This is a genomic window from Bradyrhizobium sp., assembly GCF_035935975.1.
GTDB lineage: Bacteria > Pseudomonadota > Alphaproteobacteria > Rhizobiales > Xanthobacteraceae > Bradyrhizobium.
Genome location: NZ_DASYWN010000055.1, coordinates 319,558 through 345,347, shown reverse-complemented (window position 1 = coordinate 345,347; position 25,790 = coordinate 319,558). Strand labels below are relative to the sequence as shown.

General features: G+C 64.8%; 27 protein-coding genes. 14 read left to right on the top strand and 13 right to left on the bottom strand.

Features of this window, described 5'->3' with window-relative positions:
• Positions 1–54 precede the first annotated feature (54 nt).
• Positions 55–1,047: an ATP-binding protein gene (locus VGR99_RS35260; RefSeq protein ID WP_326904556.1), complete on the bottom strand. Its 993-nt coding sequence runs from the start codon at positions 1,045–1,047 to the stop codon at positions 55–57.
• Between the two features lie 180 nt (positions 1,048–1,227).
• Here VGR99_RS35260 and yajC point away from each other — a divergent pair, with 180 nt between their 5' ends.
• From yajC to VGR99_RS35230, 6 genes are read left to right on the top strand one after another with little or no spacing between them, the layout of a single operon-like run.
• Positions 1,228–1,605 (top strand): preprotein translocase subunit YajC, encoded by a 378-nt coding sequence (gene yajC, locus VGR99_RS35255; RefSeq protein WP_028171851.1) that lies wholly within the window; start codon positions 1,228–1,230, stop codon positions 1,603–1,605.
• Between the two features lie 58 nt (positions 1,606–1,663).
• On the top strand, positions 1,664–3,268 hold the full coding sequence (gene secD / locus VGR99_RS35250; RefSeq protein WP_326904555.1) for a protein translocase subunit SecD: 1,605 nt from the start codon (positions 1,664–1,666) through the stop codon (positions 3,266–3,268).
• 10 nt (positions 3,269–3,278) lie between these two features.
• Positions 3,279–4,298, top strand: a complete 1,020-nt coding sequence (gene secF / locus VGR99_RS35245; protein WP_326904554.1) for a protein translocase subunit SecF — start codon at positions 3,279–3,281, stop codon at positions 4,296–4,298.
• Positions 4,299–4,358: 60 nt separating this feature from the next.
• Entirely contained in the window at positions 4,359–4,742 is a 384-nt protein-coding gene (locus tag VGR99_RS35240) for an Mth938-like domain-containing protein (protein ID WP_326904553.1), read from the top strand.
• Positions 4,739–5,599 (top strand): phytoene/squalene synthase family protein, encoded by an 861-nt coding sequence (locus VGR99_RS35235; protein WP_326904552.1) that lies wholly within the window; start codon positions 4,739–4,741, stop codon positions 5,597–5,599. Before VGR99_RS35240 ends, VGR99_RS35235 begins: the two co-directional genes overlap by 4 nt.
• A gap of 58 nt (positions 5,600–5,657) precedes the next feature.
• Positions 5,658–6,902 (top strand): threonine ammonia-lyase, encoded by a 1,245-nt coding sequence (locus VGR99_RS35230; protein ID WP_326904551.1) that lies wholly within the window; start codon positions 5,658–5,660, stop codon positions 6,900–6,902.
• A gap of 11 nt (positions 6,903–6,913) precedes the next feature.
• Here the strand turns inward: VGR99_RS35230 and VGR99_RS35225 are convergent, their stop codons facing one another.
• From VGR99_RS35225 to VGR99_RS35205, 5 genes are all read right to left on the bottom strand, one after another.
• Positions 6,914–8,092 carry an aminotransferase class V-fold PLP-dependent enzyme gene (locus VGR99_RS35225; RefSeq protein ID WP_326904550.1) on the bottom strand — a complete coding sequence of 393 codons (1,179 nt, stop codon included), beginning with the start codon at positions 8,090–8,092 and terminating at the stop codon, positions 6,914–6,916.
• A gap of 78 nt (positions 8,093–8,170) precedes the next feature.
• Positions 8,171–8,734 (bottom strand): CAP domain-containing protein, encoded by a 564-nt coding sequence (locus VGR99_RS35220; RefSeq protein ID WP_326904589.1) that lies wholly within the window; start codon positions 8,732–8,734, stop codon positions 8,171–8,173.
• A gap of 105 nt (positions 8,735–8,839) precedes the next feature.
• Positions 8,840–9,934: a serine/threonine protein kinase gene (locus tag VGR99_RS35215; protein WP_326904549.1), complete on the bottom strand. Its 1,095-nt coding sequence runs from the start codon at positions 9,932–9,934 to the stop codon at positions 8,840–8,842.
• Between the two features lie 7 nt (positions 9,935–9,941).
• The gene (gene trmFO, locus VGR99_RS35210) at positions 9,942–11,369 is read right to left on the bottom strand and encodes a methylenetetrahydrofolate--tRNA-(uracil(54)-C(5))-methyltransferase (FADH(2)-oxidizing) TrmFO (protein WP_326904548.1); all 1,428 of its coding nucleotides are present in this window, start codon (positions 11,367–11,369) and stop codon (positions 9,942–9,944) included.
• 125 nt (positions 11,370–11,494) lie between these two features.
• Complete coding sequence (locus tag VGR99_RS35205) at positions 11,495–11,647, bottom strand: DUF1127 domain-containing protein (protein WP_007590701.1); 153 nt, start codon at positions 11,645–11,647, stop codon at positions 11,495–11,497.
• 656 nt (positions 11,648–12,303) lie between these two features.
• Between VGR99_RS35205 and VGR99_RS35200 the strand changes: the two genes are divergently transcribed.
• Positions 12,304–12,615: a hypothetical protein gene (locus tag VGR99_RS35200; protein WP_326904547.1), complete on the top strand. Its 312-nt coding sequence runs from the start codon at positions 12,304–12,306 to the stop codon at positions 12,613–12,615.
• 72 nt (positions 12,616–12,687) lie between these two features.
• Here VGR99_RS35200 and VGR99_RS35195 read toward each other — a convergent pair whose 3' ends face one another.
• Both VGR99_RS35195 and VGR99_RS35190 read right to left on the bottom strand, forming a co-directional pair.
• Positions 12,688–13,512, bottom strand: coding sequence for a lytic murein transglycosylase (locus tag VGR99_RS35195; protein WP_326904546.1), 825 nt, complete (start codon positions 13,510–13,512; stop codon positions 12,688–12,690).
• Between the two features lie 135 nt (positions 13,513–13,647).
• Positions 13,648–14,556, bottom strand: a complete 909-nt coding sequence (locus VGR99_RS35190; RefSeq protein ID WP_326904545.1) for a DUF2189 domain-containing protein — start codon at positions 14,554–14,556, stop codon at positions 13,648–13,650.
• A 335-nt stretch (positions 14,557–14,891) separates the two neighbouring features.
• Here VGR99_RS35190 and VGR99_RS35185 point away from each other — a divergent pair, with 335 nt between their 5' ends.
• Complete coding sequence (locus tag VGR99_RS35185; protein WP_326904544.1) at positions 14,892–15,308, top strand: DUF3597 domain-containing protein; 417 nt, start codon at positions 14,892–14,894, stop codon at positions 15,306–15,308.
• A 53-nt stretch (positions 15,309–15,361) separates the two neighbouring features.
• On the opposite strand, the gene VGR99_RS35180 is transcribed toward VGR99_RS35185, so the two are convergent.
• A complete protein-coding gene (locus VGR99_RS35180; protein ID WP_326904543.1) occupies positions 15,362–15,637 on the bottom strand; it encodes a GNAT family N-acetyltransferase in 276 nt (91 codons plus the stop codon).
• A 104-nt stretch (positions 15,638–15,741) separates the two neighbouring features.
• Here VGR99_RS35180 and VGR99_RS35175 point away from each other — a divergent pair, with 104 nt between their 5' ends.
• Positions 15,742–16,677 carry a tetratricopeptide repeat protein gene (locus VGR99_RS35175; protein WP_326904542.1) on the top strand — a complete coding sequence of 312 codons (936 nt, stop codon included), beginning with the start codon at positions 15,742–15,744 and terminating at the stop codon, positions 16,675–16,677.
• Between the two features lie 155 nt (positions 16,678–16,832).
• Positions 16,833–17,231, top strand: coding sequence for an SPW repeat protein (locus VGR99_RS35170; RefSeq protein WP_326904541.1), 399 nt, complete (start codon positions 16,833–16,835; stop codon positions 17,229–17,231).
• Positions 17,232–17,283: 52 nt separating this feature from the next.
• Here VGR99_RS35170 and VGR99_RS35165 read toward each other — a convergent pair whose 3' ends face one another.
• The 3 genes from VGR99_RS35165 to VGR99_RS35155 form a co-directional block, all read right to left on the bottom strand.
• Entirely contained in the window at positions 17,284–17,559 is a 276-nt protein-coding gene (locus VGR99_RS35165) for a GNAT family N-acetyltransferase (RefSeq protein WP_326904540.1), read from the bottom strand.
• A gap of 11 nt (positions 17,560–17,570) precedes the next feature.
• Positions 17,571–18,086, bottom strand: a complete 516-nt coding sequence (locus tag VGR99_RS35160) for a DUF3828 domain-containing protein (protein ID WP_326904539.1) — start codon at positions 18,084–18,086, stop codon at positions 17,571–17,573.
• Positions 18,087–18,192: 106 nt separating this feature from the next.
• On the bottom strand, positions 18,193–18,555 hold the full coding sequence (locus VGR99_RS35155) for a hypothetical protein (RefSeq protein ID WP_326904538.1): 363 nt from the start codon (positions 18,553–18,555) through the stop codon (positions 18,193–18,195).
• A 94-nt stretch (positions 18,556–18,649) separates the two neighbouring features.
• Between VGR99_RS35155 and VGR99_RS35150 the strand changes: the two genes are divergently transcribed.
• The 3 genes from VGR99_RS35150 to VGR99_RS35140 all read left to right on the top strand — a co-directional run bounded on the left by VGR99_RS35150 (position 18,650) and on the right by VGR99_RS35140 (position 21,730).
• A complete protein-coding gene (locus tag VGR99_RS35150; protein WP_326904537.1) occupies positions 18,650–19,147 on the top strand; it encodes a hypothetical protein in 498 nt (165 codons plus the stop codon).
• A 105-nt stretch (positions 19,148–19,252) separates the two neighbouring features.
• Complete coding sequence (locus VGR99_RS35145) at positions 19,253–20,860, top strand: acyl-CoA synthetase (RefSeq protein ID WP_326904536.1); 1,608 nt, start codon at positions 19,253–19,255, stop codon at positions 20,858–20,860.
• 9 nt (positions 20,861–20,869) lie between these two features.
• Positions 20,870–21,730: a PCC domain-containing protein gene (locus VGR99_RS35140; RefSeq protein ID WP_326904535.1), complete on the top strand. Its 861-nt coding sequence runs from the start codon at positions 20,870–20,872 to the stop codon at positions 21,728–21,730.
• A gap of 1 nt (position 21,731) precedes the next feature.
• Here the strand turns inward: VGR99_RS35140 and VGR99_RS35135 are convergent, their stop codons facing one another.
• The gene (locus tag VGR99_RS35135; protein ID WP_326904534.1) at positions 21,732–23,801 is read right to left on the bottom strand and encodes a DUF1217 domain-containing protein; all 2,070 of its coding nucleotides are present in this window, start codon (positions 23,799–23,801) and stop codon (positions 21,732–21,734) included.
• A gap of 1,421 nt (positions 23,802–25,222) precedes the next feature.
• Between VGR99_RS35135 and VGR99_RS35130 the strand changes: the two genes are divergently transcribed.
• On the top strand, positions 25,223–25,789 hold the full coding sequence (locus VGR99_RS35130; RefSeq protein ID WP_326904533.1) for an SRPBCC family protein: 567 nt from the start codon (positions 25,223–25,225) through the stop codon (positions 25,787–25,789).
• Position 25,790 lies beyond the last annotated feature (1 nt).

Genomic DNA, 25,790 nt, shown 5'->3' with positions numbered 1-25,790 from the left:
CTTGATTCCCCGCCTTCGGGGAAAGACAGCCGTAAGTGGGTTGCGATCCGTCTGCTACGTCGTCGTCAGCTTCACACCCAGCCGTCCCGCCAACTCCTGCACGAACTGCCAGGCGACGCGGCCCGAGCGGGAGCCGCGGGTGGTCGACCATTCCAGCGCCTCGCGCTCCAGCGCCTCGTCGTCGACCTTGATGCCGAAATGGCTGCAATAGCCGCGCACCATGGCGAGGTATTCGTCCTGGCTGCAGCGGTGGAAGCCGAGCCACAGGCCGAAGCGATCCGACAGCGAGACCTTCTCCTCGACCGCTTCGCCGGGATTGATCGCGGTCGAGCGCTCGTTCTCGATCATGTCGCGCGCCAGCAGATGGCGGCGGTTGGAGGTGGCGTAGAGGATGACGTTCTCGGGCCGGCCCTCGATGCCGCCTTCGAGCACGGCCTTGAGCGACTTATAGGACGCGTCATTGCCGTCGAAGGAGAGGTCGTCGATGAACACGATGAAGCGGAAGTCGGCGTCGCGAAGCTTCTCCATCAGCATCGGCAGCGTTTCGATGTCCTCGCGGTGGATCTCGATCAGCTTGAGCTTGTCGGCCGCCTTGCGGTCCGCGTTGATGCTGGCATGCGCCGCCTTCACCAGCGACGACTTGCCCATGCCGCGCGCGCCCCAGAGCAGGGCGTTGTTGGCGGGCAGGCCGTTGGCGAAGCGCTCGGTGTTCTCCATCAGGATGTCGCGCATCCGGTCGACGCCCTTGAGCAGGAACAGTTCGACGCGGCTGACCCGCGGCACCGCAGCAAGGCGGCCGTCGGGGTGCCAGACATAGGCGTCCGCCCGCTCGAACGATTCGCGTTCCACGGCCGGGTTGCCCTGGGCGGCGAGGTGCGCCGCAATGGTCTCCAGCGCGCGGACGATGCGCTCCTGGGAGAGGTCCGGGGAGGCCTTGAAGGGCGCCTTGACGACCCCCTTGGGGCGTTTTGCCGCGACGGCGGCGGGCTTTCTGGCAGGGGTACGGGGGCCTTTGCCGGCCGGGCTTTTGCTTGGTTTTTTGGGCATGTCCGAAGTTCCTGAGAATGCAGCCTTATCGGGCCTGAGGGCGCGCCGCAAGGTGGCCAAATCGACGGTCTGGCAGCGTTGCAATTGGGGCAATGGCCGCTATAGTCCGCGCGAATTTGACCGAACCGGTCGGCTTTGAGGGCCTGACCGGCTTCCCCCGTTTCCACGAGGATCGTCCGAATGCTGATTACCCCTGCGTATGCCCAGGCCGCGGGCGCCGGCGACACCAACAGCATGTTGATGTCGCTGCTGCCGTTCGCCCTGATCTTCGTGATCATGTACTTCCTGATTCTGCGTCCGCAGCAGAAGAAGGTCCGCGACCACGCTGATCTCGTGAAGAACATCCGCCGCGGCGACACCGTCGTGACCTCGGGCGGTCTCGTCGGCAAGGTCACCAAGGTCGTCGACGACGACCAGATCGAGTTCGAGATTTCCGACGGCGTGCGGGTGCGGCAGATGCGCCAGATGATCTCGGGCGTGCGCGCCAAGGGCGAGCCGGCGAAAGAATCCAAGGATAGCGCGAAGGAAACCGCCAAGGACGACGCCGCGTCGAAGTGAGCGCTTCCGCTAGTCTTTCAAGTTTCCTGCAAGTCTCCTGATCTGACAGGTCCAGTCGATGTTGTATTTCACGCGGTGGAAGGCGCTCGGGATCATCCTGACGGCGCTGATCGTGTGCCTCTGCGCGGTCCCGAACTTCTTCCCCGAAGCGCAGGTCAAGACCTGGCCCGCCTGGGCGCAGCGCCGGCTCGTGCTCGGCCTCGACCTCCAGGGCGGCTCCTATCTGCTGCTCGAGGTCGATTCCAACTACGTGAAGAAGGAGCGGCTGGACCAGGTCCGCGACGACGTGCGCCGCACGCTGCGCGATGCCAAGATCGGCTTCACCGGCGGCGTCACCGTGCGCAACGACGCGGCCGAGGTTCGCATCACCAAGGAGACCGACGTGCAGCCGGCGCTCGCCAAGCTGCGCGAGCTGTCGCAGCCGCTGGGCGGCCTGATGGGCACCAGCGGTCAGCGCGACCTCGAAGTGGCTGATGCCGGCGGCGGCGTGATCCGCCTGACCATCCCGCAGGCCGCGATGCTCGACCGCATGCGCAAGACCATCGAGCAGTCGATCCAGATCGTCGAGCGCCGCGTCAACGAGCTCGGCACCGTCGAGCCCGTGATCCAGCGCCAGGGCAACGACCGCATCCTGGTGCAGGTCCCCGGTCTTCAGGACCCGACCCGCCTGAAGGAGCTGTTGGGCAAGACCGCGAAGATGGAATTCCGCATGGTCGACACGTCCGTGCCGCCGGATCAGGCGCAGCAGGGCAGGTTGCCGCCGGAATCCGAGCTGTTGATGAGCGCCTCGCCGCCGCCGACGCCTTACGTGGTCAAGAAGCAGGTGCTGGTTGCCGGTGGCGATCTGACCGACGCCCAGGCGAGCTTCGACCAGCGCACGGGTGAGCCGGTCGTCAGCTTCAAGTTCAACACCTCAGGCGCGCGCAAGTTCGCGCAGGCCACGCAGGAGAACGTGGGACTGCCCTTCGCCATCGTGCTCGACAACAAGGTGATCTCGGCGCCCGTGATCCGTGAGCCCATCACCGGCGGCCAGGGCCAGATCTCCGGCAATTTCACGGTGCAATCGGCCAACGACCTCGCGATCCTGCTGCGCGCCGGCGCGCTGCCGGCGCCGCTGACCGTGGTCGAGGAACGCACCGTCGGTCCCGGCCTCGGCCAGGACTCGATCGAGAAGGGCGAGCTTGCGGCTTATGTCGGCTCGATCCTGGTCATCATCTTCATGCTGCTGACCTACCGGCTGTTCGGGGTGTTCGCGAACATCGCGGTGGCCATCAACGTTGCGATGATCTTCGGCCTGCTGTCGCTGCTCAACGCCACGCTGACCTTGCCCGGCATCGCCGGCATCGTGCTTACCGTCGGTATCGCGGTCGACTCCAACGTGCTGATCTACGAGCGCATCCGCGAGGAATTGCGCGGCGGCCGCAACGCGATCTCGGCGATCGACGCCGGCTTCAAGCGGGCGCTTGCGACCATCCTCGATTCCAACATCACCACCTTCATTGCCGCCGCCGTGCTGTTCTATATCGGCACCGGCCCGGTGCGCGGCTTCGCCGTGACGCTCGGCATCGGCATCATCACCACGGTGTTCACCGCCTTCACCCTGACCCGGCTGATCGTCGCCTGGTGGGTGCGGTGGAAGCGGCCGCAGAGCGTGCCGATCTAGGAGCCTGATCGTGAATCATACCGTTCTCATCGGGCTCGGCGTCCTCATCGCCATCCTCACCGTGGTCGCGGCGCTCGGCCTGCTGCCGTCGCTGCGCATTGTCCCGGACAATACGCATTTCGACTTCACACGCTTCCGCCGCATCAGCTTCCCGATCTCGGCGGCGCTGTCGATCATCGCCATCACGCTGTTCTTCACCCACGGGCTGAACCTCGGCATCGACTTCAAGGGCGGCACGCTGCTGGAGGTCCGGGCCAAGTCCGGCGCCGCCGACATCGCGGCGATGCGCACGACGCTGGATGGCTTGCGTCTTGGCGAAGTCCAGTTGCAGCAGTTCGGCGGGCCCGAGAACGTTCTGATCCGCGTCGCGGAGCAGCCGGGCGGCGATGCTGCGCAGCAAGAAGCCGTCCAGAAGGTCCGCAACGCGCTCGGCGATTCCATCGAGTACCGCCGCGTCGAGGTGCTCGGTCCGCGCGTCGCCGGCGAGCTGCTGGCCTACGGCATGCTCGGCCTGATGCTCGCGATCGTCGCGATCCTGATCTATCTCTGGTTCCGGTTCGAATGGCAGTTCGCGCTCGGCGCCATGATCGCCAACGTCCACGACATCGTGCTGACCATCGGCTTCATGTCGGTCAGCCAGGTCGATTTCGACCTGACCAGCATCGCGGCGCTGCTCACCATTCTCGGCTACTCGCTCAACGACACCGTCGTCATCTACGACCGCATCCGTGAAATGCTGCGGCGCTACAAGAAGATGCCGATGCCGCAGCTGCTCAACGAGTCGATCAACTCGACGCTGTCGCGCTCGATCATCACCCACGTCACCGTGACGCTGGCCCTGCTGGCGCTGCTGCTGTTCGGCGGTCACGCCATCCACAGCTTCACCGCGGTGATGATGTTCGGCGTGGTGCTGGTCGGCACCTACACCTCGATCTTCATCGCTGCGCCGATCCTGATCTATCTCGGTGTCGGCGAGCATCGCGAGGATGCGCCGGACACGGCTACGCCGGCGAAGAAAAACAAGGCATGATCCGAACCGCAGGCCCTCGCATGCGTTCGCGAGGGTATTAGGCTCATTCGGACGAAGCTGATGGCTGGCGATCCCAACGCACCGCATTTCCCGCGCTCGGCGCCGATCGATGCCTATGGCAAGGGTGGCTTCGCCTTTGCAGGCATGTCGCACCGGGGGTCGCTGCTGTGCCTGCCCGACGCGATCTGGGCCTGGGATGTGACCGACCCCAGCAAGATCGACCGCTATTCGCTGGATCGGGTGTTCGCGGCCGCCAACGGCATCGACACGCTCCTGGTCGGCACCGGGACCGGGCACTGGCTGCCGCCGCCGGAGTTGCGCCAGGCGCTGAAGGCGGTGAGGGTGGTGCTGGACACGATGCAGACCGGCCCCGCCGTGCGCACCTACAACATCATGATCGGCGAACGGCGGCGCGTCGCTGCGGCGCTGATCGCCGTGCCATGAGCAGCCCTGCGCCGCCCGACACCGTGACCTTCTGCGCCGATCTCGTGCGCAGCCACGATTTTCCGCGCTATGCGGCGACCCTGTTCGCACCGGCCGCCGAACGGCGTGCGCTGCTGGCGCTCTATGCCTTCAACGTCGAGATCGTCCGCGTCCGCGACCAGGTCAGCCAGCCCTTGCCCGGCGAGATCCGCTTCCAATGGTGGACCGATCTGTTCTCGGGCCTCGTCCATGGCAGCGCCGAGGGCAATCCGGTCGCGGCCGAGCTGTTGCGTGCGATGCGCGATTTCGACCTGCCGGTCGAGCCGCTGTCGCTGCTCGTCGATGAGCACCAGTTCGACCTCTACAACGACCCGATGCCGACGCTGACGGCGCTGGAGGGCTATCTGGCCGCGACCTCGTCGGCATTGCTGGGTCAAGCCGCCCGGATCATGGGCGCACCGCCCGATGCCGCCGAGCATCTTGCGCGGCATGCCGGGCTGGCGCAGGGCATCGTGCAGGTCATCGCCAACCTGCCGCGCGATGCCGCGCACCGGCAATTGTTCCTGCCGCAGCAGGTGCTGGCGAGCCATGGCTGCGAGATGGAGGACGTGTTCGCCGGCAAACAGACGCAGGCCTTGCGCGCCGTGCTGGAGCAGCTCGCAGGTGAGGCACGGCAGCATCTGACCACGGCCCTGTCGCTGCTGGCGCAAGTGCCGGCATCGGTGCGTCCCGCGTTTCTGCCGCTGGCTCAGGCGCGGTCCGAGCTCAAGCGCCTGTCGCAGCCGGGACGCAACCCGTTCACGCCCCAGCCGGTATCGCGGCTGCGCACGCTGTGGACGCTGTGGCGGGCTTCACGTTCGCGGGAATTTACCAAATAGCGGTTGGCTTATCGCTCGCGCCGGGCAAATGCTCTATGCTGTCCCATGGCTGATTTGTATGGCTGACTTGTCCCAAACCACGTCCTCCGATCTCACCGGCTTGCCGGTGTCCCCTGGCGACATTCACGCCGCCGCCGAGACCATCCGCGGCGCCGTCGTCGAGACGCCCTGCAGCTACAGCCGCACGCTGAGCAACATCTGCGGCTGCGACATCTGGCTGAAATTCGAGAACCTCCAGTTCACCTCCTCGTTCAAGGAGCGCGGCGCGCTCAACCGGCTCACGGCGCTGACGGCCGAGGAGCGTGCGCGCGGTGTGATCGCGATGTCGGCGGGCAACCACGCGCAGGGCGTCGCGTATCACGCCAAGCGGCTCGGCATTCCCGCCACCATCGTGATGCCGGTCGGCACGCCCATGGTGAAGGTCGAGAACACTCGGCATCACGGCGCCGAGGTGGTGGTGACGGGCGCGACGCTGGAGGAGGCGGCCGCCTATGCGCGCAGCCACGGCGAGGCTCGCGGCATGATTTTCGTCCACCCTTACGACGATCCGCTGGTCATCGCCGGGCAGGGCACGATCGGGCTGGAGATGATGAAGGCGGTGCCCGAGCTCGACACGCTGGTCGTTCCGATCGGCGGCGGCGGCCTGATCAGCGGCATCGGCATTGCGGCGAAATCGATCAAGCCGTCGCTGCGGATCCTGGGCGTCGAAGCGTGGCTCTATCCCTCGATGTACAACGCCATCCATGACGGCAATCTGCCGGCACGCGGCGACACGCTCGCCGAAGGCATCGCGGTCAAATCGCCGGGCAAGATCACCACCGAGATCGTCCGCCGTCTCGTCGACGACATCGCGCTCGTCAGCGAGGCCGAGCTCGAGCGCGCGGTCGCGACCCTGATCTCGATCGAGAAGACGGTCGTCGAGGGCGCCGGCGCCGCCGGCCTTGCCGCGCTGATGTCCGATCCCTCCCGCTTCAAGGGCCAGAAAGTCGGGCTCGTCCTGAGCGGCGGCAATATCGACACGCGGCTGATCGCCTCCGTCCTCACGCGCGAGCTGGCGCGCGAGGGCCGGTTGACCCAGCTATCGCTCGACATCCCCGACAGGCCGGGGCAATTGGCGGCCGTCGCTTCGCTGCTGGCTGAAGCCGGCGCCAACATCATCGAGGTCTCGCATCAGCGGACCTTCTCGGATCTGCCGGCCAAGGCGACGCTGCTGCAGCTCGTGATCGAGACCCGCGACAGCGCGCATCTCGACGAGGTCATGGCCAAGCTCGGCGCATCCGGACTGAGCGCGCGCTGCACCTGAATGGTGCGCCGCTATCGCGGCGCCAGACCTGCGACGAGGCCGATCAGCCGGTCGATCTCGGCTTCCGTATTGTAGTAGTGCGGCGAGGCCCGCACGACCGGCGGCAGCGCGCGAGTCTCGGCATCGATGCGGGTGCTCGCCGGATCCGACGCGCCGATGGTGATGCCTGCCGCGGCGGCGCTGCGAACAACGGCATCCGCCTCATACCCCTCCACGGTGAAACTGACGATGGCGCCGGGGCTGCGTCCGAGATCGCGAATGGTCACGCCGCGAATGCTGGCAAGGCCGCTGCGTAGACGGCCCGCAAGCATGCGGCAACGCTGCTCGATCGGGCCAAGGCCGATCGCGAGGGCGTAGTCGACGGCTGCGCCGAGACCGAGCCTTGCCGCGTAATTGTTCTCCCAATTCTCGAAGCGGCGGGCATCGTCCCGCAGTTGATAGGCGTCCCGCGAGACCCAGGGCGCGGCGAAGTGATCGATCATCGGCGGCTCGAGTTGCTGCAGGAGCGGCCGGCGGACGTAGAGAAAGCCGGTGCCGCGCGGGCCGCGGAGGAATTTTCGTCCCGTCGCGGACAGCATGTCGCAACCGATCGCCTCTACGTCGACCTCCATCTGTCCGACCGCCTGGCAGGCGTCGAGCAGATAGGGGATGCCGTGCGCCCGCGCGATCTTTCCGATCGCTGCTGCGGGATTGACCAGCCCGCCATTGGTCGGGACCCAGGTGACGGCAATGAGTTTGACGCGTGCATCGATCATGCGCTCGAGCGCGCCGACGTCGAGCTCGCCGCTGGCATCGCTCGGCACCACGTCGATGACCGCGCCCGTGCGCTTGGCGACCTGAAGAAAGGCGACATAGTTGGCGGCGTATTCCGCCTCGGCGGTCAAGATCCGGTCGCCCCTGCCAAACGGCAGCGCGTAGAACGCCATCTGCCAGGCAACCGTCGCGTTCTCCACCAGGGCGATCTCGTCGGGCGCGGCATTCAGCAGACGCGCGACCGAGCCGTAGACTGCATCAAGCCGGCCCGCCTCGCGGTCGGCGGCCGCATAGCCTCCGATCTCGCTCTCGAGCTCGATGTGTTGCTTCATCGCCGCGACAACCGGCGCCGGCATCAGTGCCGCGCCCGCGTTGTGGAGATAGGCGAGCCGGGAGGCAGCCGGCGTGTCGGCACGAATTCGGTCGATGTCGATCATCCACGCCTCCGCATCCTGCGATCTTCGCGCTTGGATTAGACACATCAACGAATGCGGGCAAGATGGCCGGGCCTGGCCTCAGATGCAGAGGCCGAGCAGCTTGACGTGGCAGTTGGTCGATTTGGGCTTGCTTGCCGGAGCTGCCTCGCGCTTGACGGCAACCAGCGGCTCCTTGTCCATGTTCTTGTCTTTGCTCTTCTTGCCCTTCGGCTCGTAGTCGCCGGCGATCACCATGGCCCAATAAGTACGCTTGCCGCTGGCATTCTTGGCGCTGGCGATGCCGACGCGGGAGGCGTTGTGCAGGAGCAGGTTCTTGCGGTGCCCGGACGAGTCGATCCACTGGCCCAGCGTCTTCTCGAAACTGTCGTAGCCGTAGGCGATGTTCTCGGCGGCGCGGCCCGCGCCGGCCAGCGCGACGCGCTTGTTGAACGGGCCGAGGGCGTCGTGACTGAGGTCGTCCTTCGCCGCCATCGCGCGGGCCTGGTCCATGGCGATGCGGTCGAGGGTGGAGTCGCGGACGACGCGGACTTCACCGTTCTTGAGGCGGAAGCTGGAGATCAGCTCGGCCGGGCTCTCGGCCATGGCGGGCGCGGCCGCCAGCACCAGCAGGCCAGCGATGAGCCCACCAACTGCGCGATGCATCATGGTCCCCCGAGTGCCCATCATCCCTGCCAAGATCCCAGCAAAGCCTGCGTTCCCTGACCGCTTCTCTATCGCCAATGTGGACGCTTCAAGGCGTGCCCCACGCTAGCTCGTCGGCAAATCCGCCTCGAAATTGAAGCGGTCGCGCAGGTTCTTGCGCTGCTCCAGAATGTCCTTGAGGAAGGCGCGGTCCTGGTCGTTCTTCATCATCGGCTCGATCAGGTCGAGCTGGTTCATCGCGACCAGTTGCAGGATCTCGGTGCGCGGCTTGCCGCCGGCATCACGCGGCAGCGCGTGCACGACCTGGATGTGTTCCGGCGGCTTCGGGCCCTTGGCAGCACTGAGCTCGTTGCGGAGCTGGCCCTCGAGCGCGGCCTGATCGGCCTCGACGAAGGCGTAGAGGCCGACGCCGGACCGGCGATCGGCGAAGGCGACGATCGCGGTGTCGCGCACGGCCGGGTTCCTGCGGATCAGCTCCGCCAGCACCGGCGCATCATTCACCAGCCGGCGGCCGCCACCCTCGCGGTCGGTGAAGTTGAACAAGCCGCGGGTGATCGCGCGATAGACCTTCTTGCCGGTGGCAAGCCACAGGCTCGCGGCGAACGATTTCTTGGCCAGGATCTTCCGCTCGCGCGGCGTCAGTGCTTCGGGCGCGTAGGTGCGCTTGTGCTTGAGCAGATGCCGGAGGTCTTCATAGGCGAGGATGCGGTAGAGCCGGCCGCGGCGGTTGAAGCAGGCCGCGAGCTGGAAGTCGGTCACATAGGCGCGGCCGTCGCGGCCGACCAGCCAGTTCTGTTCCTTGGCGAGATCGTTGTGGCAGATGCCGGCGCGGCGCAGCCGGCGCAGTGCCGCCTTGGCCGAGCGGAAATAGGCGAGGTCGCCGTGCGGCTTTGCCAGATGCAGCGCGACGCCGTCGACGAAGCCACGCACCAGCGCGCGGCGTCCGGCCCACAGCAGCTCGGGACCGACGTCGAGGCCCTTGGCGAGCGCGAGCGCATGCTTCTCGCGCGCGAACAGATGACGGGCGAGCAGGAACGACCACCACGGCGCCTCGTCGAGCCGGCGCAGCACCGCGTCGACCTCGCCGTTGTCGCCGCGAAAGCGGCCGCGCTCGACGGTCGAGAACACGTCGCGCTTCAGCAGCACGCCCTCGGTCCAGCGCGCCGACAGTGTCGCGGCGTCGTCTTTAGGGAGGCTCATCGAAAACTCACGCGGCGGCGGCAATGCGCAGGTGATCGGCGATCCAGCGATCGAGATCGGCGAGGGCCAGCGCACTCATCGCCTGCTTCTTGGCTACCGTCTTCTCGTTGCCCCGTAGCCGCGTGCCGTCCGGCTTTTTGGCCGGGGCGCTCGCAAGCGGCGGGAACAGACCGAAATTGATGTTCATCGGCTGGAACGAGCGCGTGCCGGGCTCGACGGTCTCGATATGACCGCCGGTGATGTGGCCGAGCAGCGATCCCAGGGCCGTCGTGCTGGGCGGGCTCGCCAGCGTCTCGCCGCGTGCGTCGGCTGCCGCATAGAGGCCGGCGATCAGGCCGACGCTGGCGGACTCCACATAGCCCTCGCAACCGGTCATCTGGCCGGCAAAGCGCAGCCGCGGCTGCGCGCGCAGGCGCAACTGGCCGTCGAGCAGCTTTGGCGAGTTGAGGAAGGTGTTGCGGTGCAGGCCGCCGAGGCGGGCGAACTCGGCCTTCTCAAGCCCCGGAATGGTGCGGAAGATGCGCTGCTGCTCACCGTATTTCAGCTTCGTCTGGAAGCCGACGATGTTGTAGAGCGTGCCGAGCTTGTTGTCCTGGCGCAGCTGCACGATCGCGTAGGCCTTGGTGGTGGGATCGTGCGGATTGGTGAGGCCGACCGGCTTCATCGGGCCGTGGCGCAGCGTCTCGGGGCCGCGCTCCGCCATCACCTCGATCGGCAGGCAGCCGTCGAAATAGGGCGTGTTGGTCTCCCACTCCTTGAACTCGGTCTTCTCGCCCGCGATCAGCGCGGCGACGAAACCGTCATACTGCTCCTTGGTCATGGGGCAGTTGATGTAGTCGGCGCCATTTCCGCCCGGGCCGACCTTGTCGTAGCGCGACTGGAACCAGGCCACCGACATGTCGATGGATTCGCGGTGCACGATCGGCGCGATCGCGTCGAAGAAGGCGAGCGCGTTCTCGTCGGTCAGTTCGCGGATGGCGTCGGCCAGCGGCGCGGAGGTGAGGGGGCCGGTCGCAACGATGACGTTGCTCCAGTCGGCCGGCGGCAGGCCTGCGATCTCGCCACGGGCGATCTCGATCAGGGGATGGTCGTTCAGCGCCTTGGTGACGGCGGCCGAGAAGCCGTCGCGGTCTACCGCGAGCGCTCCGCCGGCGGGCACCTGGTTGGCATCGGCCGCCCGCATGATCAGCGAGTCGAGCCGGCGCATCTCGGCGTGGAGCAGGCCGACGGCGTTGTTGGCGGCGTCGTCCGAGCGGAACGAATTGGAGCAGACGAGCTCGGCGAGCCCGTCGGTGCGGTGCGCCTCGGTCATGCGGTCTGGCCGCATCTCGTGCAGCACCACGGGCACGCCAGCCTTGGCCACCTGCCAGGCGGCCTCTGAACCGGCAAGGCCGGCGCCGATGACGTGCACGGTATTCGATAGGGGTCCTGTCATGGGGCGGACAGGTAGCGCTTTTCGGCGGTCAGTGGAATCGCCGAGATCGAGTTTTCTGCCATCAGAAACGACAACGCCCGCACGAGGCGGGCGCTATCGGTTCGTCCGGTTAGGGCTGAACGATATCAGCCCTGATACTGACCGGCGGCAACGCGCGGGATGTCCGAGCGATCGAGGCCGATGTCGGCCAGTTCGCGATCGCTGAGCTGGGACAGCTCGGCAACATTGCGCTGATAGTCCCGGAAAGCCTGGATCATGCGGATGAGCGAGAGCAGCATTGGTAGTCTCCTGTAGTTCGATTCAGCCCTTGCCCGGGCGTCATCGTTGAAATGAATATAGGTGAGAGTGGTGCAGTGCGAAAGTTCCGATGTTGCGATGCAGCTAAGCGGGTAGCGCATGGCATCGGTAAGGAGCGCTTAACCTGTTGGCAGTCCCGCCCAAGAGCTGGGCGGATGCCTCCGACAGGTGCAATAAAAGTCCGTGAAATCACGGGTTTATCGCAATTCCTGCGGTTCCGTTGGTGCTGGAAATAAGTTACGTTCTCGTGACCCGCAAGGCGATGCGCCAGCTTGTAAGCCCAAGTCTCGCATACGCGAATCGCATGACTCGCGGACTATAATAATGAACATATATTCATTTTATTGGGCACTCAACCGAATTTGAGAGCTGGAACGATCGGCTAGCGCGGGGAGCTGGATTCGGTCGTAACGGCTTGAGGCCCTACCAAATATCGCTTCTTGCCCGATCGAGTGCCCGCAGCCATTGGTGCGCTGCACACACGCCAAGCGTGCAACTCCCTGATTACAAAACTGTAATGAAAATCAGAATTTCTGCATGCGGCTCTGCGCGATGCGCAACATCACGCAATTCTCGCGGGGAATTTATTGCGACATGTTGCCGCGACCGGGGAAGAGTTGTTCCGCAGATTCCGGCAATGTCGCTGGTTCTGGCCCAAGAACAAGAGAAGGAAAGTAACATCATGACGAAGTTACTCGGGGTTATCGCAATTGCCGCCGTCGCATTCGCCGTTGCGCCGGCCCAGGCCGCCAAGCACGCCGCCATGGGCGGCTGCAGCGGGGCGAACCTGGAGAAGACGGAGACCGCGATCGAGAACATGGCCGACGGCGACAGCAAGTTCGTCGCGCAGAAGGAGATCGCTGCGGCTCAGGACTCTCTGCTCAACGGCAAAATGGGTGCGTGCGGAACGCATCTGAACAAGGCGATGCACGCCACCATGGGCAAGTAAACGGGTAGGTCAACGCGACCAAGAGAGGGCCGGTCGCCGGGCGATCGGCCCTATGCGTTTGTGGCGCGAAATCTACGGGGCGTGTGCGAGCTGGGTGGCGAAATAGGCCACGGTCTTGGAATAGACTTCGCTCTTGTTCCACTGCTGGAGCACCGCGAAGTTCGGACTGCCCGGCTGCCAATCCTTGCCCTTCTGCCAGCCATAGCCGGCGAGGTAGTTGGCGGTGGAGGCGAGCACGTCGGGGGCGTTGTGCAGGAGATCGCGCTTGCCGTTGCCGTCGAAATCGACGGCGTATTTCATCCAGGATGACGGCATGAACTGGGTCTGGCCGAGCTCGCCGGCCCAGGCGCCTTTCATGTCGCCGGGCGCAAGATCGCCGCGCTGGACGATGCGCAGCGCATCAAGGAGCTCAGCGCGAAACTGCTCGGAACGCCGGCAGTCATAGGCCAGCGTCGCCAGCGATCGGATGGTGGCGAACTTGCCGGTGTTGACGCCGAAATCGGTCTCCAGACCCCAGATCGCGACCAGCACCTCGCCGGGCACGCCGTAGGTCTGCTCGATGCGGGAGAGCACCGAGCCGTACTGCTTCATCATGTTGGAGCCGCGCGTCATCCGCGGCGGCACCATGCGGCCGGAAAACTCTTCAAAGGTCTGGGTGAAGACCTTTTGCGACTTGTCACGGTTGAGCACGCTCTGGTCGAGCGTCACACCGGCAAGCCCGGCGGTGATAGCCTGCTGCGAGATGCCCTTGGCTGCGGCGTCGGTTTTGAAATCCGTAAGCCAGGCGTCGAAATTGCCCGAGCCGCAGGCCACAGCGGCGAGCGCTGGCTGCGCGGACAGGATGGATGCGGAGAGGGCGAAGGCTGCGAGAGCGAGACGAGAAATCGTCGGGGTCATCAGATGAAATGGATTCCGTGAAGTGATCTGACCAGCGTGTGTAATCTCGGTTGTAACCGCGGCCAAAGCAAGGCGTTTGACAGTGCGCGATCCTGCCCGAGTCGTGCCCGGGCAGGATCGCATGTCACGATATCGTCAGGCGTCCGTCCGATTTCGCCATGGGAACAGGTTGGCGGGGAAGTCGGCGGCCGGCTTGCGCGGACGCTGCGGCGGGGGCGGCACCGGCCGTGCACCGGGCTCCGACACGATCACCTTGCGGTAGAGGTGCCAGGTGGCGTGGCCGAGCAGGGGGATGACGACGGCAAGGCCAAGGAAGGCCGGGATCGTGCCCAGCGCCAGCAGCACCGCGACGATCACGCCCCAGGCCGCCATCGGCACCGGGTTTTTCGCGACGACGCGCAGCGACGTCACCATCGCCTCGAACGCGCCGGCATGGCGGTCGAGCATCAAGGGGAACGACACGGCGCTGATGCAGAGCGCGGCGAGCGCGAACAGGAAGCCCGTGCCGCAGCCGACCACGATCAGCCACCAGCCTTGCTGGGTTGTCAGCACGCGCGTCAGGAAATCCGAGATCCCGGAGACGCCCTCGTAGCCGAACGCGGCAACATAGATCGCCTGCGCGGTCGCGACCCAGGTCACGAACAGCGCGAGCAGCAGCGTGCCGAGGCCGAGCATCGCGCCGAACGAGGGTGAGCGGAGCACCTCCATGGCGTCCCAGGCGCTGGCTTCCTCATAGCGCTCGCGCCGGCTGGAGAGCTCGTAGAGACCGAGCGCCGCGAAGGGCCCGATCAGCGCGAAGCCCGCGGCCAGCGGAAACAGCAGCGGAAGCACCGAATAGCCCATCACCACGCGGGCGAGCACGAGGCCCAGCACCGGGTAGATCACGCAGAGGACGATAGCGTGGCTCGGCACCGCCTTGAAATCCTCCCAGCCGCGCCGGAGCGCGTCGTGCAGGTCGGACAGTTGGATGGTTCGGATGACAGGTCCAGCCGCATTCGCGGGCTGGGCCATCGTGGGGACATTGCCCTGGTAGAGTGTGGCCATGGTCGCTAGCTCCCTCGCCATGCAGCCGAATCTGGCGCCGGCGACGGCGCAAGCGGCCGCTTTTCTTGAGTGATCACGATCCCGACCAGACGCGAATTCCGGAAGGCATCGCGAACGGAACGTAAAGCGTACGCCTATTTCCGAGTCCTGTCCCTCACGCGTGGGTGAGATTCGATGCCGCAGTGCAACCTCGAATGTGTCATTCGGTCGTCATTTCGCCGCAGATAAGCTGATGCTGCTTGCTCGCTCGCAGGAACTTCGCGGGCGCTACGCAGTAACTTCGTCTATAAGTGCCACTCAAGGCCCTTCCAACGGATCCATTTCGGGGAGCAGACATGAGCATTTTCGGGAAAATCATGGGCGCGATCTTCGGCAGCCATCCGGCTTCCGCCGCACCCGCTGGCAGCGCACCCGCCGGCAGCGCACCGTCGGGCAGCGCGCCCGCAAGCGCCGCGCCGGGTGGATCGGCGCCGGCTGCCGCGCCCGCAGCGAACGTGGACGTTGCCGCAATCGTCGACGCGGCCGTGGCCGCGCACAAGGGCGAGAAGCTGGAGTGGCGCACCTCGATCGTCGACCTCATGAAGGCGCTCGACATCGACTCGAGCCTTGCCGCGCGCAAGGATCTCGCCAAGGAGCTCGGCTACAGCGGCGACACGAACGACTCCGCGAGCATGAACGTCTGGCTGCACAAGCAGGTGATGTCCAAGCTCGCCGCCAATGGCGGCAAGCTGCCGCCGGAGATCAAGCACTGACCGACTGATCGGTCGTTGCCAGGGGGCCCGCGATCTCGCGGGCCCTTTTGCTTTCAGGCGATCAGATCGGCATCTTCCGGATGCCGCTCCAGATAGTCGACGACGAAGCCGCAGCCGGCGATCACCTTCCTGCCGTCGCGGCGGATCAGGTCGAGCGCGCCCTTCACCAGCTCGGAGGCGATGCCGCGGCCGCGCAGCGCGCGCGGCGTCTCGGTGTGAGTGATGATCACGGCTGACGGTGTCAGGCGGTAATTGGCGAAGGCGATCTCGCTGCCGATATCGAGCTCGAAGCGGCCCTTGTCCTTGTTGTCGCGTACCGATGCCGCCATGCAAAATCCTTCCGAAGCGCTGCGTCTGCCCTGATCTAGGCGCCTGAACCGGCCCTTGCCAAGGTGCGACCAAGGAAGGTCGTCGCAGGGGAGATATCTCGAAAATGCGTGTCCAGCTCAGCCTCATGGCGCTGCTCGCTGTATTGGCCACGACCGCGCCGGTCGCGGCTGCGGCCGAAGGCGGGCCAGCCTGGGAGACCTGCGTGGGGCTGACTGCCACGCCGGACGAACGGGTCAAGGCCTGCTCGACCGTGATCGATACGAAAAGCGAGAGTGGCAAGCGGCTCGCCGGTGCCTATTGCAACCGCGGCCATGGCCTCACCGAGAAGCGCGACCTCGATGCCGCGCTGTCCGATCTCGACGAGGCGATCAGGCTCGATCCCGACTATGCCTGCGCCTACAACAACCGCGGCCGCGTCTACAGTTTCAAGCGCGACTACGATCGCGCCATCGCCGATTACGACCAGGCCATCAAGCTCGATCCGTCGATGGCGCTGGCCTACAGCAATCGCGGCGAGTCCCGCTATAACAAGGGTGATCTGGACGGCGCCGTCGCCGATTTCGACGCCGCGATCAAGCGCAATCCCAAATCCGCCACCGCCTATGCCAACCGCGGCTACGTCTACGCCCGCAAGCACGACACCACGCATGCGCTGGCCGACTTCAGCATGCGCATCAAGCTCGCGCCGGATCTGATCGCCTATATCGACCGCGGCAACGTCTATCGTGACAGCGAGCAGCTCGACCGCGCTGCTGCCGACTATGGCGAGGCGATCCGCCTCGCGCCGACCGACGCGCGCGGCTGGCGCAATCGCGGCATGATCCGGCTCTACCAGGGCGACAACAAGGGCGGTCTTGCCGACTACGACAAGGCGCTGCAATACGATCCCTCCGATGTGTTCTCGTGGAACAATCGCGGGCAGGCGAAGCTGCGGCTCGGTGACAAGCCGGGCGCGATCGCCGATCTTCGCAAGGCGCTGGAATTGAAGCCGGGGCTAGAGAGCGCGCGCGACGCGCTTCAGAAGCTGGGGGCGCTGTAACACCAAAGATTCCTCCCCGTTACCCTTGCAGCTTTCGCTGTGGTTCCCACGTCCTTGATCAGACATACGCCCGAATGCGGCCGGCAGGTCGCCCGAGATTCGGAAGTCGTGAATGCCAGCCGCCGACGTATGCCTCTTGCTTATAGGAGGTTACGATGTCGGACTTTGGTTTCTTGAATACTCACCGAACATGGGAGGACTGGTGCGGCATGCTGCTCGGCGCGCTGATCGTCGTGTCGCCCTGGTTTCCCATCTATGAGGAGGCGGTGACGGCCGGAGATCAGACGCTCATCCTGAATGCGGTCGCGATCGGATTCATCGTATTTGGCCTCAGCCAGCTCGAATATGTGGCACTGCAACGCTGGCAAGAGGTGATCACGCTCCTGGCCGGGCTGTGGCTCGTCGTCTCGCCTTACGTCCTCGGCTACTCCGGCGCAGGCTTTCTCCGCGTCTATCACACGGGCCTCGGCGCCGCGGTTGTGCTGCTTGGAGTGCTTCAGCTCTGGCAGGACTGGGGGATAAGTGACGAGGACATGCTCAAGCATGGGCGATAGGCGGCAGATATCGGCGGGCCCACTGCACGAATGACCGGTGGGCCTTCACGGTCTATTTCTTCACCAGGTCCTGATACTCCGGATGCTTCTCGATCCACGCCTTCACGAACGGGCACTCCGGGACCAGCTCCAATCCAGCGGCGCGGACCTGGTCGAGTGCGCCTTGCACCAGCTTTGAGCCGACGCCCTTGCCGCCGAGCTCTTTCGGCACATCGGTGTGCACGAAGGTGATGACGTTGCCCTCGCGCTTGTAATGCTCGGTCGCCAGATGACCCTCCACCTCGAGTTCAAAACGGTGATGGGCCTTGTTGTCGATGACGTCGCTCATGTCGTCTCCGGTCAGCTTTTCAGCGAGTCCGTCAGCATCTTGCGGATCGACAAGGCTTCGCCGTCGGAGGCGCCCTTGATGTCGTCGATCCGCCAGCTGCCGGCCTCGCGCACGAAGTCGTAACGCACGATCAGGTCGGCGGGCTTCCGATCGTTGCGGTGGCCGGTGATGGTCACCGCGATCGTCGCCTTGTCGGCCTCCATCTTCTCGGCGTCAACCTTGAATGATTTCACGTCCGGTTCCTGCGAGTTGGTGACCGGATCGAAATCGACCGGACCGACGTCGCCCTTCGGCGTATGCGCATCCGCCTTGGCCCACAATGCGACCAGCGACTTCGACAGATATTTGGCTTTCGCCGCCTTGTTCTCGATGACGAAGGCGGCGCCGCCGTCGCCCTTGCCTTTGGCGGCGCGGGTGTAGACCGCGGTCAGGATGGCGACGGGATCGCTTGGGGCAGGGGTCTCCGCCCATGCGGGAGAGATGCCGGCAAGCAGAGAGGCGGCGACGAAGCTTCGACGGGTGAGCATGAAATGTCCCTGAGATGATGGCACGTGCGCGCAGGCCGGTCTGGCCCACGTCAGCGCGTATCTCTGTAGACCGATGGAGCGGCCGTTCGGTTCAATCGCTCGCGGTTCAATCGGTTGCCTTGGCGAGCCTGGAATCTTCCGGCTGCGGCTGTTGGGGAAGGCAGCCCTGGCAGATGACGAGGGAGCGATTGACCTTGGCGTCCTGTTCGGCCTCGATGCCGTCCTGCGCCTGCCACCATTCCTTCGAATAGGGCTGAAGCCCCGCCTGCGACCTGCTGCGCTCGGAATTGGCAGCGGCGCGCGTTGTGCGCGATGGCGCGGAACGTGGCTGATTGGGATCCTCGCCGGCGCCATCCCAGGCGTAGCGCGCCGGCTTGAAGGCTGGGTCGGAGGCGAGGTGGGCTTGTGGAGCCACGGCGCATCCACCGAGCGCCAGCGACAACAGGAGGAAGGCGGGCGCTTTGACCATGATGCGGCACTCTGTACGCGAGAACTGCGCGAGGTTGCGCCGATCATGTTTAAAATTCCCTGAACGATCGCGGCGGCGCCGGCGACAAACGCCCATGCGCACTCTGGTCCTCATGCTTGTTCTCATCGCCTCCGCTGCGCGCGCCGATGATGCAAAGCCGTTCAATCCAGCCGACTATCCGCCCGGCGTGCAGCAAGCCGTGCGCTACGCCAACGAGGAATGCGAGAGCCAGGGCGGCGGCGCGGTGACCTTCGCGCCTGATACGGTGCGCAAGATCGACCTGACCGGCGATGGCCGCGACGACTACATCGTCGATTTCCGCGACACCAAATGCGGCGAGCGCGAGACGACCTATTGCGGAACCGGCGGCTGCGTCGTGACCATCCTGGTGACGCTGCCGGATGGCCATGTGCGCCCCGTGTTCGACGGCTATGTCCGCAGCTACGAGATCCTGGCGCCGCCGATGAAGCGCGGGGCCGCGCGCACCATCCGTTTCGATCTGCATGGCAGCTATTGCGGCGGCTTTGGTGCGCAGGCCTGTTTCAAGGAGAAGGCCATCACGGCGACGCCGTTCGCGTTCAAGCAGCCGTAGATCTGGTGCGCGCCCGGCGGCCTTGCGGGGGCGCCGGTGAAGGCGATAAATGGGCTTCAACGAGTGGGCGGCGAGCGCGTCGTCCGCACCCGAAGAGGAAGCCCGATGCCGCCCCTGCGCATGTCCCGCCGCGTCATGAATCTCGCTTACATGCTGACCCAGAATGCGCGGCGGCATGGGGCGCGTCCCGGCTTCGTCTGGGGTGACAAATCCTGGACCTGGAGCCAGATCGACGCGCAGGTCTCGGCGCTGGCCGCAGCGCTCGCCGCGCGCGGCATCGCCAAGGGCGATCGTATCCTCGTTCATTCGAAGAATGGCGACGAGATGTTCTTTTCGATGTTCGCCGCGTTCCGGCTCGGCGCGGTCTGGGTGCCCACCAATTTCCGCCTGATGCCGGACGAGGTGACCTATCTTGCGCAGGCCTCCGGTGCGAAAGCGTTTCTGTGCCATGTCGATTTTCCCGAGCATGCCGCTGCCGTGACCGGCGGGGCGCTGGAATTCACCTGGAGCCTCGACGGCAAGGCTGCGTTCGGCGAGCGTTCGGTGGCCGACGCCATCGCCTCGCAGGCGGGAGCGGTGGTCGAGAACGTCGCCGTCGAGCACGACGATCCCTGCTGGTTCTTCTTCACCTCTGGGACCACCGGCCGTTCCAAGGCTGCGGTGCTGACCCATGGCCAGATGGGTTTTGTCGTCACCAATCATCTCGCCGACCTCACGCCCGGCGTGAGCGAAGCGGATGCCTCGCTGGTGGTGGCGCCGCTGTCGCATGGCGCCGGCGTGCATCAACTGGTGCAGACCGCGCGCGGCGTTTGCACCGTGCTGCTGCCGACCGAAAAATTCGACATCGACGAGGCGTTCCGCCTGATCGAGCGGCACCGGGTCAGCAACCTCTTCACCGTGCCCACGATCCTGAAGATGATGGTCGAGCATCCCGCCGTCGACAAATACGATCATTCCTCGCTGCGCCATGTGATCTATGCCGGCGCGCCGATGTATCGCGAGGACCAGAAGACCGCGCTGAAGAAGCTCGGCAAGGTCATCGTGCAGTATTTTGGTCTGGGCGAGGTCACCGGCAACATCACGGTGCTGCCGGCGGCGCTGCACGACGCCGAGGACAGTCCGCATGCCCGGATCGGCACCTGCGGCTTCGAGCGCACCGCGATGCAGGTCTCGATCCAGGATGACGAGGGCCGCGAGCTCAAGGCGAACCAGAGCGGCGAGATCTGCGTGATCGGGCCTGCGGTGCTCGCCGGCTATTACGACAACCCCGAGGCCAATGCGAAGGCGTTCCGCAACGGCTGGTTCCGCACCGGCGATCTCGGTCACATGGACGAGGAGGGGTTCGTCTACATCACCGGCCGCGCCTCCGACATGTACATCTCCGGCGGCTCCAACATCTATCCGCGCGAGATCGAGGAGAAGATCCTGACCCATCCCGCGGTCGGCGAGGTCGCCGTGCTCGGCGTGCCCGATGCGACCTGGGGCGAGGTCGGCGTCGCCGTCTGCGTCCCGCGCGAGGGTGAGAAGCCGGTGAGCGAGGCCGAAATGGCGGCGTTCCTTTCGCCGAAGGTGCCGCGCTACAAGATGCCGAAGCGGTTCTTCTTCTGGGAGGCGCTGCCGAAATCCGGCTATGGCAAGGTGCCGAAACGGATGGTGCGCGACGAGCTCGAGGCGCGCGGGCTGCTCGATCTCGACCAGACGAAGACAGGCTGAGCGTCGGCGATGCGGACCATCAAGCAGCCGGGCGCAGCTATCGCCGAACGCATCCAGTGGGTCGAGGCGAGGGGGCGTGCCTTCGCGTTCACGCTCGAACCAGGCCTGCCGTTGCTGGAAGCCGCGCGGCGCGGCTTTGCGGCGGAGGGCTTTGCGGGCGGCGTCCTGAATTTCGGTCGCGGCGCGCTCGGGCCGTTCGCCTATGTGATGCCGGCGCTGTCGAAGACCGGCGAGAACGCCGCGTTCTACAGCGACACGTATCGGCCCAGAGGCGTGACGCACACCAGGCTCGGCAGCATGACGCTCGGCAGCCGCGACGGCGCGCCGTTCTTTCATTGCCACGGACTTTGGACCGAGGCCGACGGCAAGGCGGGCGGCGGCCACATGATGCCGGACGAGACCATCGTCGCCGAGCCGTTCGCGGTCGAAGCCTTCGGCATCGACGGCGCGACGTTCCTCGCCGAGCCTGACTCCGAGACCAATTTCAAGCTGTTCGGCCCGGTCGCGACCGCGAGCACGCCCGCCCGCACGACGAGCCGTGCCTTCGCGCTGCGGCTGCGGCCCAATCAGGATTTTGCCGGCTGCCTCGAAGAGTTCTGCCGCGCCCACGGTATCGCGCGCGCAAAAATTCACGGCGGCGTCGGCTCGACCATCGGCGCGCGCTTCACCCATGGCGGCGTGACAGAGCCGTTCGCGACTGAACTCGCGATCACGGCGGGCACGATCACGCCCGGTGCGTCCGGCGCGCTGGAAGCCGCGCTCGACGTTGCGCTGATCGATTACACCGGCGGCATTGCCGAGGGCCGTCTGATCCGTGGCGACAACCCTGTCTTGATGACCATGGAGCTGGTGCTCGAGGTATTAGGCTAGATCATCGCGAGCTGGAACCCAGCTTGGCGATAGCCAGGAAGGTGGATTCACTGAACCCTGAGCTTGATCCCTGAAACAGATCGAGCAAGGGAGATTGCCCCTGTCCGGTGGTCTGGCTGTTCTTGACGTCATACATTGCGGTGAAGCGGTTCAACAGCTTTGCAACCTTCGTGGGATCGGAGAGATCCTTGATCTTCATGAATTTGTCCACGAACTTGGCCTGCTGATCGATCGGCATTGCCGCCATCGAGTCAGGTAAATTGAAGGTGGTCCTGAACACCTCCGAAAGAGCCTTGTCGGCGAGGATGTCGTATGCGGAGGTGATCTCGCCCGCCTTGCGCTGGAAATAGAGCGCCAGCCGGACGCCCGGGTTCGTATCCCCCTGCTGCTGCTCCAGGCTTTGCTGGAGATAGTTCGCCTGCGTTTCCCGGAATTGATCCCCTTTCTGCGGACCCATCATCGGCAGGCGTGCGACGTTGCCCTTGCTGTCGAAATTGAACGACGCCACGATATCAGCAAAGCGAGAATCGCTCTGCGAGTTCGCAAAGCTCCTGGGATTGCTGAGGTCGGAGGCGAAGATCTTCTTGAGAAACTCGTCGCTGACCTTTTTGGGATCCAGGCCCTTGGCGACGAGAACAAAATCGACCATCTTGCGGTTTTTAAGCAGATCGGAAACGCTGTCGATGCCGGCGATGGCTTCCTGATAGGCCGTCGCGTCCTTTTGGGCCTGTGCCCGAATCGCCTTTTGCTCTTGAGGGCTCGCGTCTTTTATCGCTGCAATGACGTAGGCCTGCGCAATCTGGAGGACCTGAGCGGAGTCCTGAGCCACCAGGGGGGTCGTCAGATTGCCTTTTGCATCGAAATTGAAGGCGCGCGCGAGCTGGACATACCGGTCGTCCTTGAGGGTATAGACGAAGCTCTTGGGGTCGTTGACGTCGCTTTCGAGGACGGCCTTGATGGTGTCCTGCGAGACCCCCTTGGGATCGAGGCCGACGGCGCCCAGCGCAAAATCATACACGCTCGGTGTCGATACGAACGCCTGGAGCGACTTGACAGTGGGGATGGCGTTCCGGAACAGCTTGATGGCCAGAGCTTCGCTCAGCGGGCTTGCCGCCGCATAGACGGCGGACTTGCTGTCGTCGAACCTGTCTTTCGTGGCCGTGATATTTGCAGCGGTCTGCGCGGACACGCCTGCCGGAAGCGACCCATCCGGCGAAAACTCGAACGCGCCAGCCAGATCAACGAAGTTGCCAATCGTCGCGATCTGGTCGTTGAGGCCGGATACGGTGCTGTTGGATGTATCGAGGTGATATTGCTCGACCAGGATCTGGACCTTCAACTGGGTCACATCGGCGCCCGGCTGCGTTAGTTGAGCCTTGTAGTCCGCAATCTTCTGAGTGGCGGCAGCCGCATCCGACTTGGCCTGGGTGAGCTGGGCGTTGAGGCCGCTCAACTGAGACGTGAAATTGGTGCTGACGTAGCTGGTCGGATCGGATGGATCGCTGCGCAGGACCTGACTGATCGTGTCGCGGGGCCACTTACTCTCATCGATCTCGAATGCCGAATAGACATAGTTGCGAAGACGGTCGTCGTTCAGCAACTGGTCCGCGCTGGTGATGCTGCCGATTTTGGCGCTGTAATATGCGGAGTCGTCGGCGAGTGCATCGACCTGCTTCTGCTTGGTCGCCGTGTACAGGCCGATCGTGTCGTCGGTCTGGTTGTCCGATTGCGCAACCGGCGTTGTGCCGCCTTTGAAGGAGAATGCCGCGGCAAATTCCCGGTAGCGCTTGTCCACCAGCTTGTTGACGAAGCTGTTGGAGTCGTTGAGGTCGCTCTCCAGCACCTTCTTCATGAAGGCCTTGGCGTAGGCCATGTCTTCCAGGCCATAGGCCTTCGTGGCGTAATGATAAAGGCGATAATCCTTCATCAGATCGTCGACGGTCTTCACTTTGCCGATGTTGGCCTTGTAATAGGCGGCCTCGCGCGCCACGTCCGTTTGCTGCCCGACCCGCGTCAGCGACTGCTTGAGATTGCGCGTGATGTAGCTGTAGCTGAAATAGGTTGTGACCATCGCGCATTCCTCGCGGCTTTAGTGTCCCGGACGTCCGTCAATCATTGCCGGGGTCGCGAGGTGGGAGCCGGCCTCATGCCGGCAGACTGTCCTACGTCTTCTCGGGGCGTTTCCGGCCTACAATCTCAAGTGTTAGTTCGAGCCCAGTAACGTTTGCCGTGTTTATTTCTGTCTATTTCTAAATGTTTCTCAGATGCAGCTTTCGCGAGGATTGTGTTCCTGATATGTTCCCGTTGGGGTGGGTCGGAATGGGGTTGGAAGCCGGGGATGAGCCGAAGGAGCAGCCGAACGATCACCCTGTTGGCGCCTTACCTGAGACGGGTCTGGCTCGACCCGTCGCTGGGGGAGTAGGCGAGGGGGCAACCCAGGCTCACTCTCTCCGCCGTCATTGCGAGGAGCGCAGCGACGAAGCAATCCAGAGTCTTTCCGCAGAGGGATTCTGGATTGCTTCCGCCTTCGCCAAAGGCTTCGGCGGACAAGTCGCTGCGCTCGCAATGACGGCTGTTGAGCTGCGGCATTCGCTTCTCTCGTGTCCCGGACGCGCTGCAGCGCGTAGCGGTGCGGCGCAGAGCCGGGACCCAAGAAGTTGCAGGGGTCGCTGACGCATGGGCCCCGGCTCTGCAGCGCACCGCCGAAGAGGCGCTGCGCTACGTCCGGGGCACGGGAGTGGAATTCATCTCGCATCCTTATCCCAATCGCGCACGCTTTCGCATTCTCGCGGCCCATCCGACCCGAGTTTTGCGGCATTCGCCGCCCTCGAAAGTGCCGAGGGCGCAGGGAAGACCGGGTGCCGGCCGGGCACCCACGGTCCACTGTGCGAAAGGTGGCAACAAAACTGCACAGCGGCATACAGGTGAAGCCAAACATCCGGCCTTCCCTGCGCAGTGGTTTGACGGCTTATGTCGCGCTCTCCCCGGGGAGCGATGCACTATTGCCCCCGTCGCCTCGCCGATCGCTGATATGCGCGCCCGGTTGGGCAGGGCACATCACGACAAGACTTGGCGCACAGACCCCGGGCGCCAGGACCACACGATTTTGCCGTACGCTGGGCTGCACCGGTCGTATGCGCGCGGGGTGTTGCTCACGGCGCGAGCCGCCCTGCAAACCACCATCGCGCCGGCGCTGCCCGCGTCCACCACGTCCCACCCCGCGTGTCGTGACGATCGCGATACGCCCCTCGGACCGGGCTGGGATGTCCGTAACATGCGATAATTCCGAATTCGCGTAAAGCGAATTATTTCGCTCCCGATATATTGCCCCTGATCTCGTGTGTTTTGCCCGACGGGCAACGCAAGGGATGGTGTGGAGGCGGCGCGGTCCGCCACAGCGGCGCCGCGAACCGGTCTCGCCATGGTCGAAAAATGCGCTACCATGACCTCAGCGCGCCTCAAGTCGCGCAGATCCAAGAGCGAGGAAACGAGATGAGGATGACGATCGGTACGGCGATCGCCGGAGTGGCGGCGCTGGCGATGGTGGGGATGGCCTTGACGGCTGGTTTCGAGCCGGTCCGGGCCCACGGGCCGACCCGGCAGAAGGTGCGGGAATCCATCGAGATCAACGCAGCGCCCGCCAAGGTGTGGGCGGCGATCGGCAATTTCCAGGACATGAGCTGGCTGCCGCCTGTCTCCAAGACCGAGGGCGAGAAGGGTAACGAGATCGGGGCGACGCGGAAGCTGACCCTGACCGGCGGTGCGACCGTAGACGAGGAGCTCTACAAGTTCGACGCGGCCGCGATGACCTATTCCTATCGGATCACCAATGTGGACGTGAAGGTGCTGCCGGTCACCAATTATTCCTCGACCTTGACGGTGACGCCGAGCGCCGACGGCAAGGGCTCGACGCTGGAATGGGCCGGCGCGTTCTACCGCGGCTTTCCCAACAACGATCCGCCGCCGGAGCTGAGCGACGAGGCGGCCAAGACGGCGGTGAGCGGGCTCTACAAGACCGGGCTCGAGGCGCTCAAGAAGAAGCTCGAGAGCGGAAGCTGAC

Excerpts from the sequence above, each read along its gene's own strand:
- VGR99_RS35160 (WP_326904539.1), bottom strand. The coding sequence starts at position 18,086 with ATGCTCACCCGTCGAAGCTTCGTCGCCGCCTCTCTGCTTGCCGGCATC.
- VGR99_RS35130 (WP_326904533.1), top strand. The coding sequence starts at position 25,223 with ATGAGGATGACGATCGGTACGGCGATCGCCGGAGTGGCGGCGCTGGCG.
- trmFO (WP_326904548.1), bottom strand. The coding sequence starts at position 11,369 with ATGACAGGACCCCTATCGAATACCGTGCACGTCATCGGCGCCGGCCTT.
- VGR99_RS35200 (WP_326904547.1), top strand. The coding sequence starts at position 12,304 with ATGTCGCTGGTTCTGGCCCAAGAACAAGAGAAGGAAAGTAACATCATG.
- VGR99_RS35165 (WP_326904540.1), bottom strand. The coding sequence starts at position 17,559 with ATGAGCGACGTCATCGACAACAAGGCCCATCACCGTTTTGAACTCGAG.
- VGR99_RS35215 (WP_326904549.1), bottom strand. The coding sequence starts at position 9,934 with ATGAGCCTCCCTAAAGACGACGCCGCGACACTGTCGGCGCGCTGGACC.
- VGR99_RS35225 (WP_326904550.1), bottom strand. The coding sequence starts at position 8,092 with ATGATCGACATCGACCGAATTCGTGCCGACACGCCGGCTGCCTCCCGG.
- VGR99_RS35180 (WP_326904543.1), bottom strand. The coding sequence starts at position 15,637 with ATGGCGGCATCGGTACGCGACAACAAGGACAAGGGCCGCTTCGAGCTC.
- VGR99_RS35150 (WP_326904537.1), top strand. The coding sequence starts at position 18,650 with ATGCGCACTCTGGTCCTCATGCTTGTTCTCATCGCCTCCGCTGCGCGC.
- secD (WP_326904555.1), top strand. The coding sequence starts at position 1,664 with ATGTTGTATTTCACGCGGTGGAAGGCGCTCGGGATCATCCTGACGGCG.
- VGR99_RS35240 (WP_326904553.1), top strand. The coding sequence starts at position 4,359 with ATGGCTGGCGATCCCAACGCACCGCATTTCCCGCGCTCGGCGCCGATC.
- VGR99_RS35220 (WP_326904589.1), bottom strand. The coding sequence starts at position 8,734 with ATGCATCGCGCAGTTGGTGGGCTCATCGCTGGCCTGCTGGTGCTGGCG.
- VGR99_RS35195 (WP_326904546.1), bottom strand. The coding sequence starts at position 13,512 with ATGACCCCGACGATTTCTCGTCTCGCTCTCGCAGCCTTCGCCCTCTCC.
- VGR99_RS35260 (WP_326904556.1), bottom strand. The coding sequence starts at position 1,047 with ATGCCCAAAAAACCAAGCAAAAGCCCGGCCGGCAAAGGCCCCCGTACC.
- VGR99_RS35175 (WP_326904542.1), top strand. The coding sequence starts at position 15,742 with ATGCGTGTCCAGCTCAGCCTCATGGCGCTGCTCGCTGTATTGGCCACG.
- VGR99_RS35190 (WP_326904545.1), bottom strand. The coding sequence starts at position 14,556 with ATGGCCACACTCTACCAGGGCAATGTCCCCACGATGGCCCAGCCCGCG.
- yajC (WP_028171851.1), top strand. The coding sequence starts at position 1,228 with ATGCTGATTACCCCTGCGTATGCCCAGGCCGCGGGCGCCGGCGACACC.
- VGR99_RS35145 (WP_326904536.1), top strand. The coding sequence starts at position 19,253 with ATGCCGCCCCTGCGCATGTCCCGCCGCGTCATGAATCTCGCTTACATG.
- VGR99_RS35230 (WP_326904551.1), top strand. The coding sequence starts at position 5,658 with ATGGCTGACTTGTCCCAAACCACGTCCTCCGATCTCACCGGCTTGCCG.
- VGR99_RS35205 (WP_007590701.1), bottom strand. The coding sequence starts at position 11,647 with ATGCTGCTCTCGCTCATCCGCATGATCCAGGCTTTCCGGGACTATCAG.
- VGR99_RS35140 (WP_326904535.1), top strand. The coding sequence starts at position 20,870 with ATGCGGACCATCAAGCAGCCGGGCGCAGCTATCGCCGAACGCATCCAG.
- VGR99_RS35170 (WP_326904541.1), top strand. The coding sequence starts at position 16,833 with ATGTCGGACTTTGGTTTCTTGAATACTCACCGAACATGGGAGGACTGG.
- VGR99_RS35155 (WP_326904538.1), bottom strand. The coding sequence starts at position 18,555 with ATGGTCAAAGCGCCCGCCTTCCTCCTGTTGTCGCTGGCGCTCGGTGGA.
- VGR99_RS35135 (WP_326904534.1), bottom strand. The coding sequence starts at position 23,801 with ATGGTCACAACCTATTTCAGCTACAGCTACATCACGCGCAATCTCAAG.
- VGR99_RS35235 (WP_326904552.1), top strand. The coding sequence starts at position 4,739 with ATGAGCAGCCCTGCGCCGCCCGACACCGTGACCTTCTGCGCCGATCTC.
- VGR99_RS35185 (WP_326904544.1), top strand. The coding sequence starts at position 14,892 with ATGAGCATTTTCGGGAAAATCATGGGCGCGATCTTCGGCAGCCATCCG.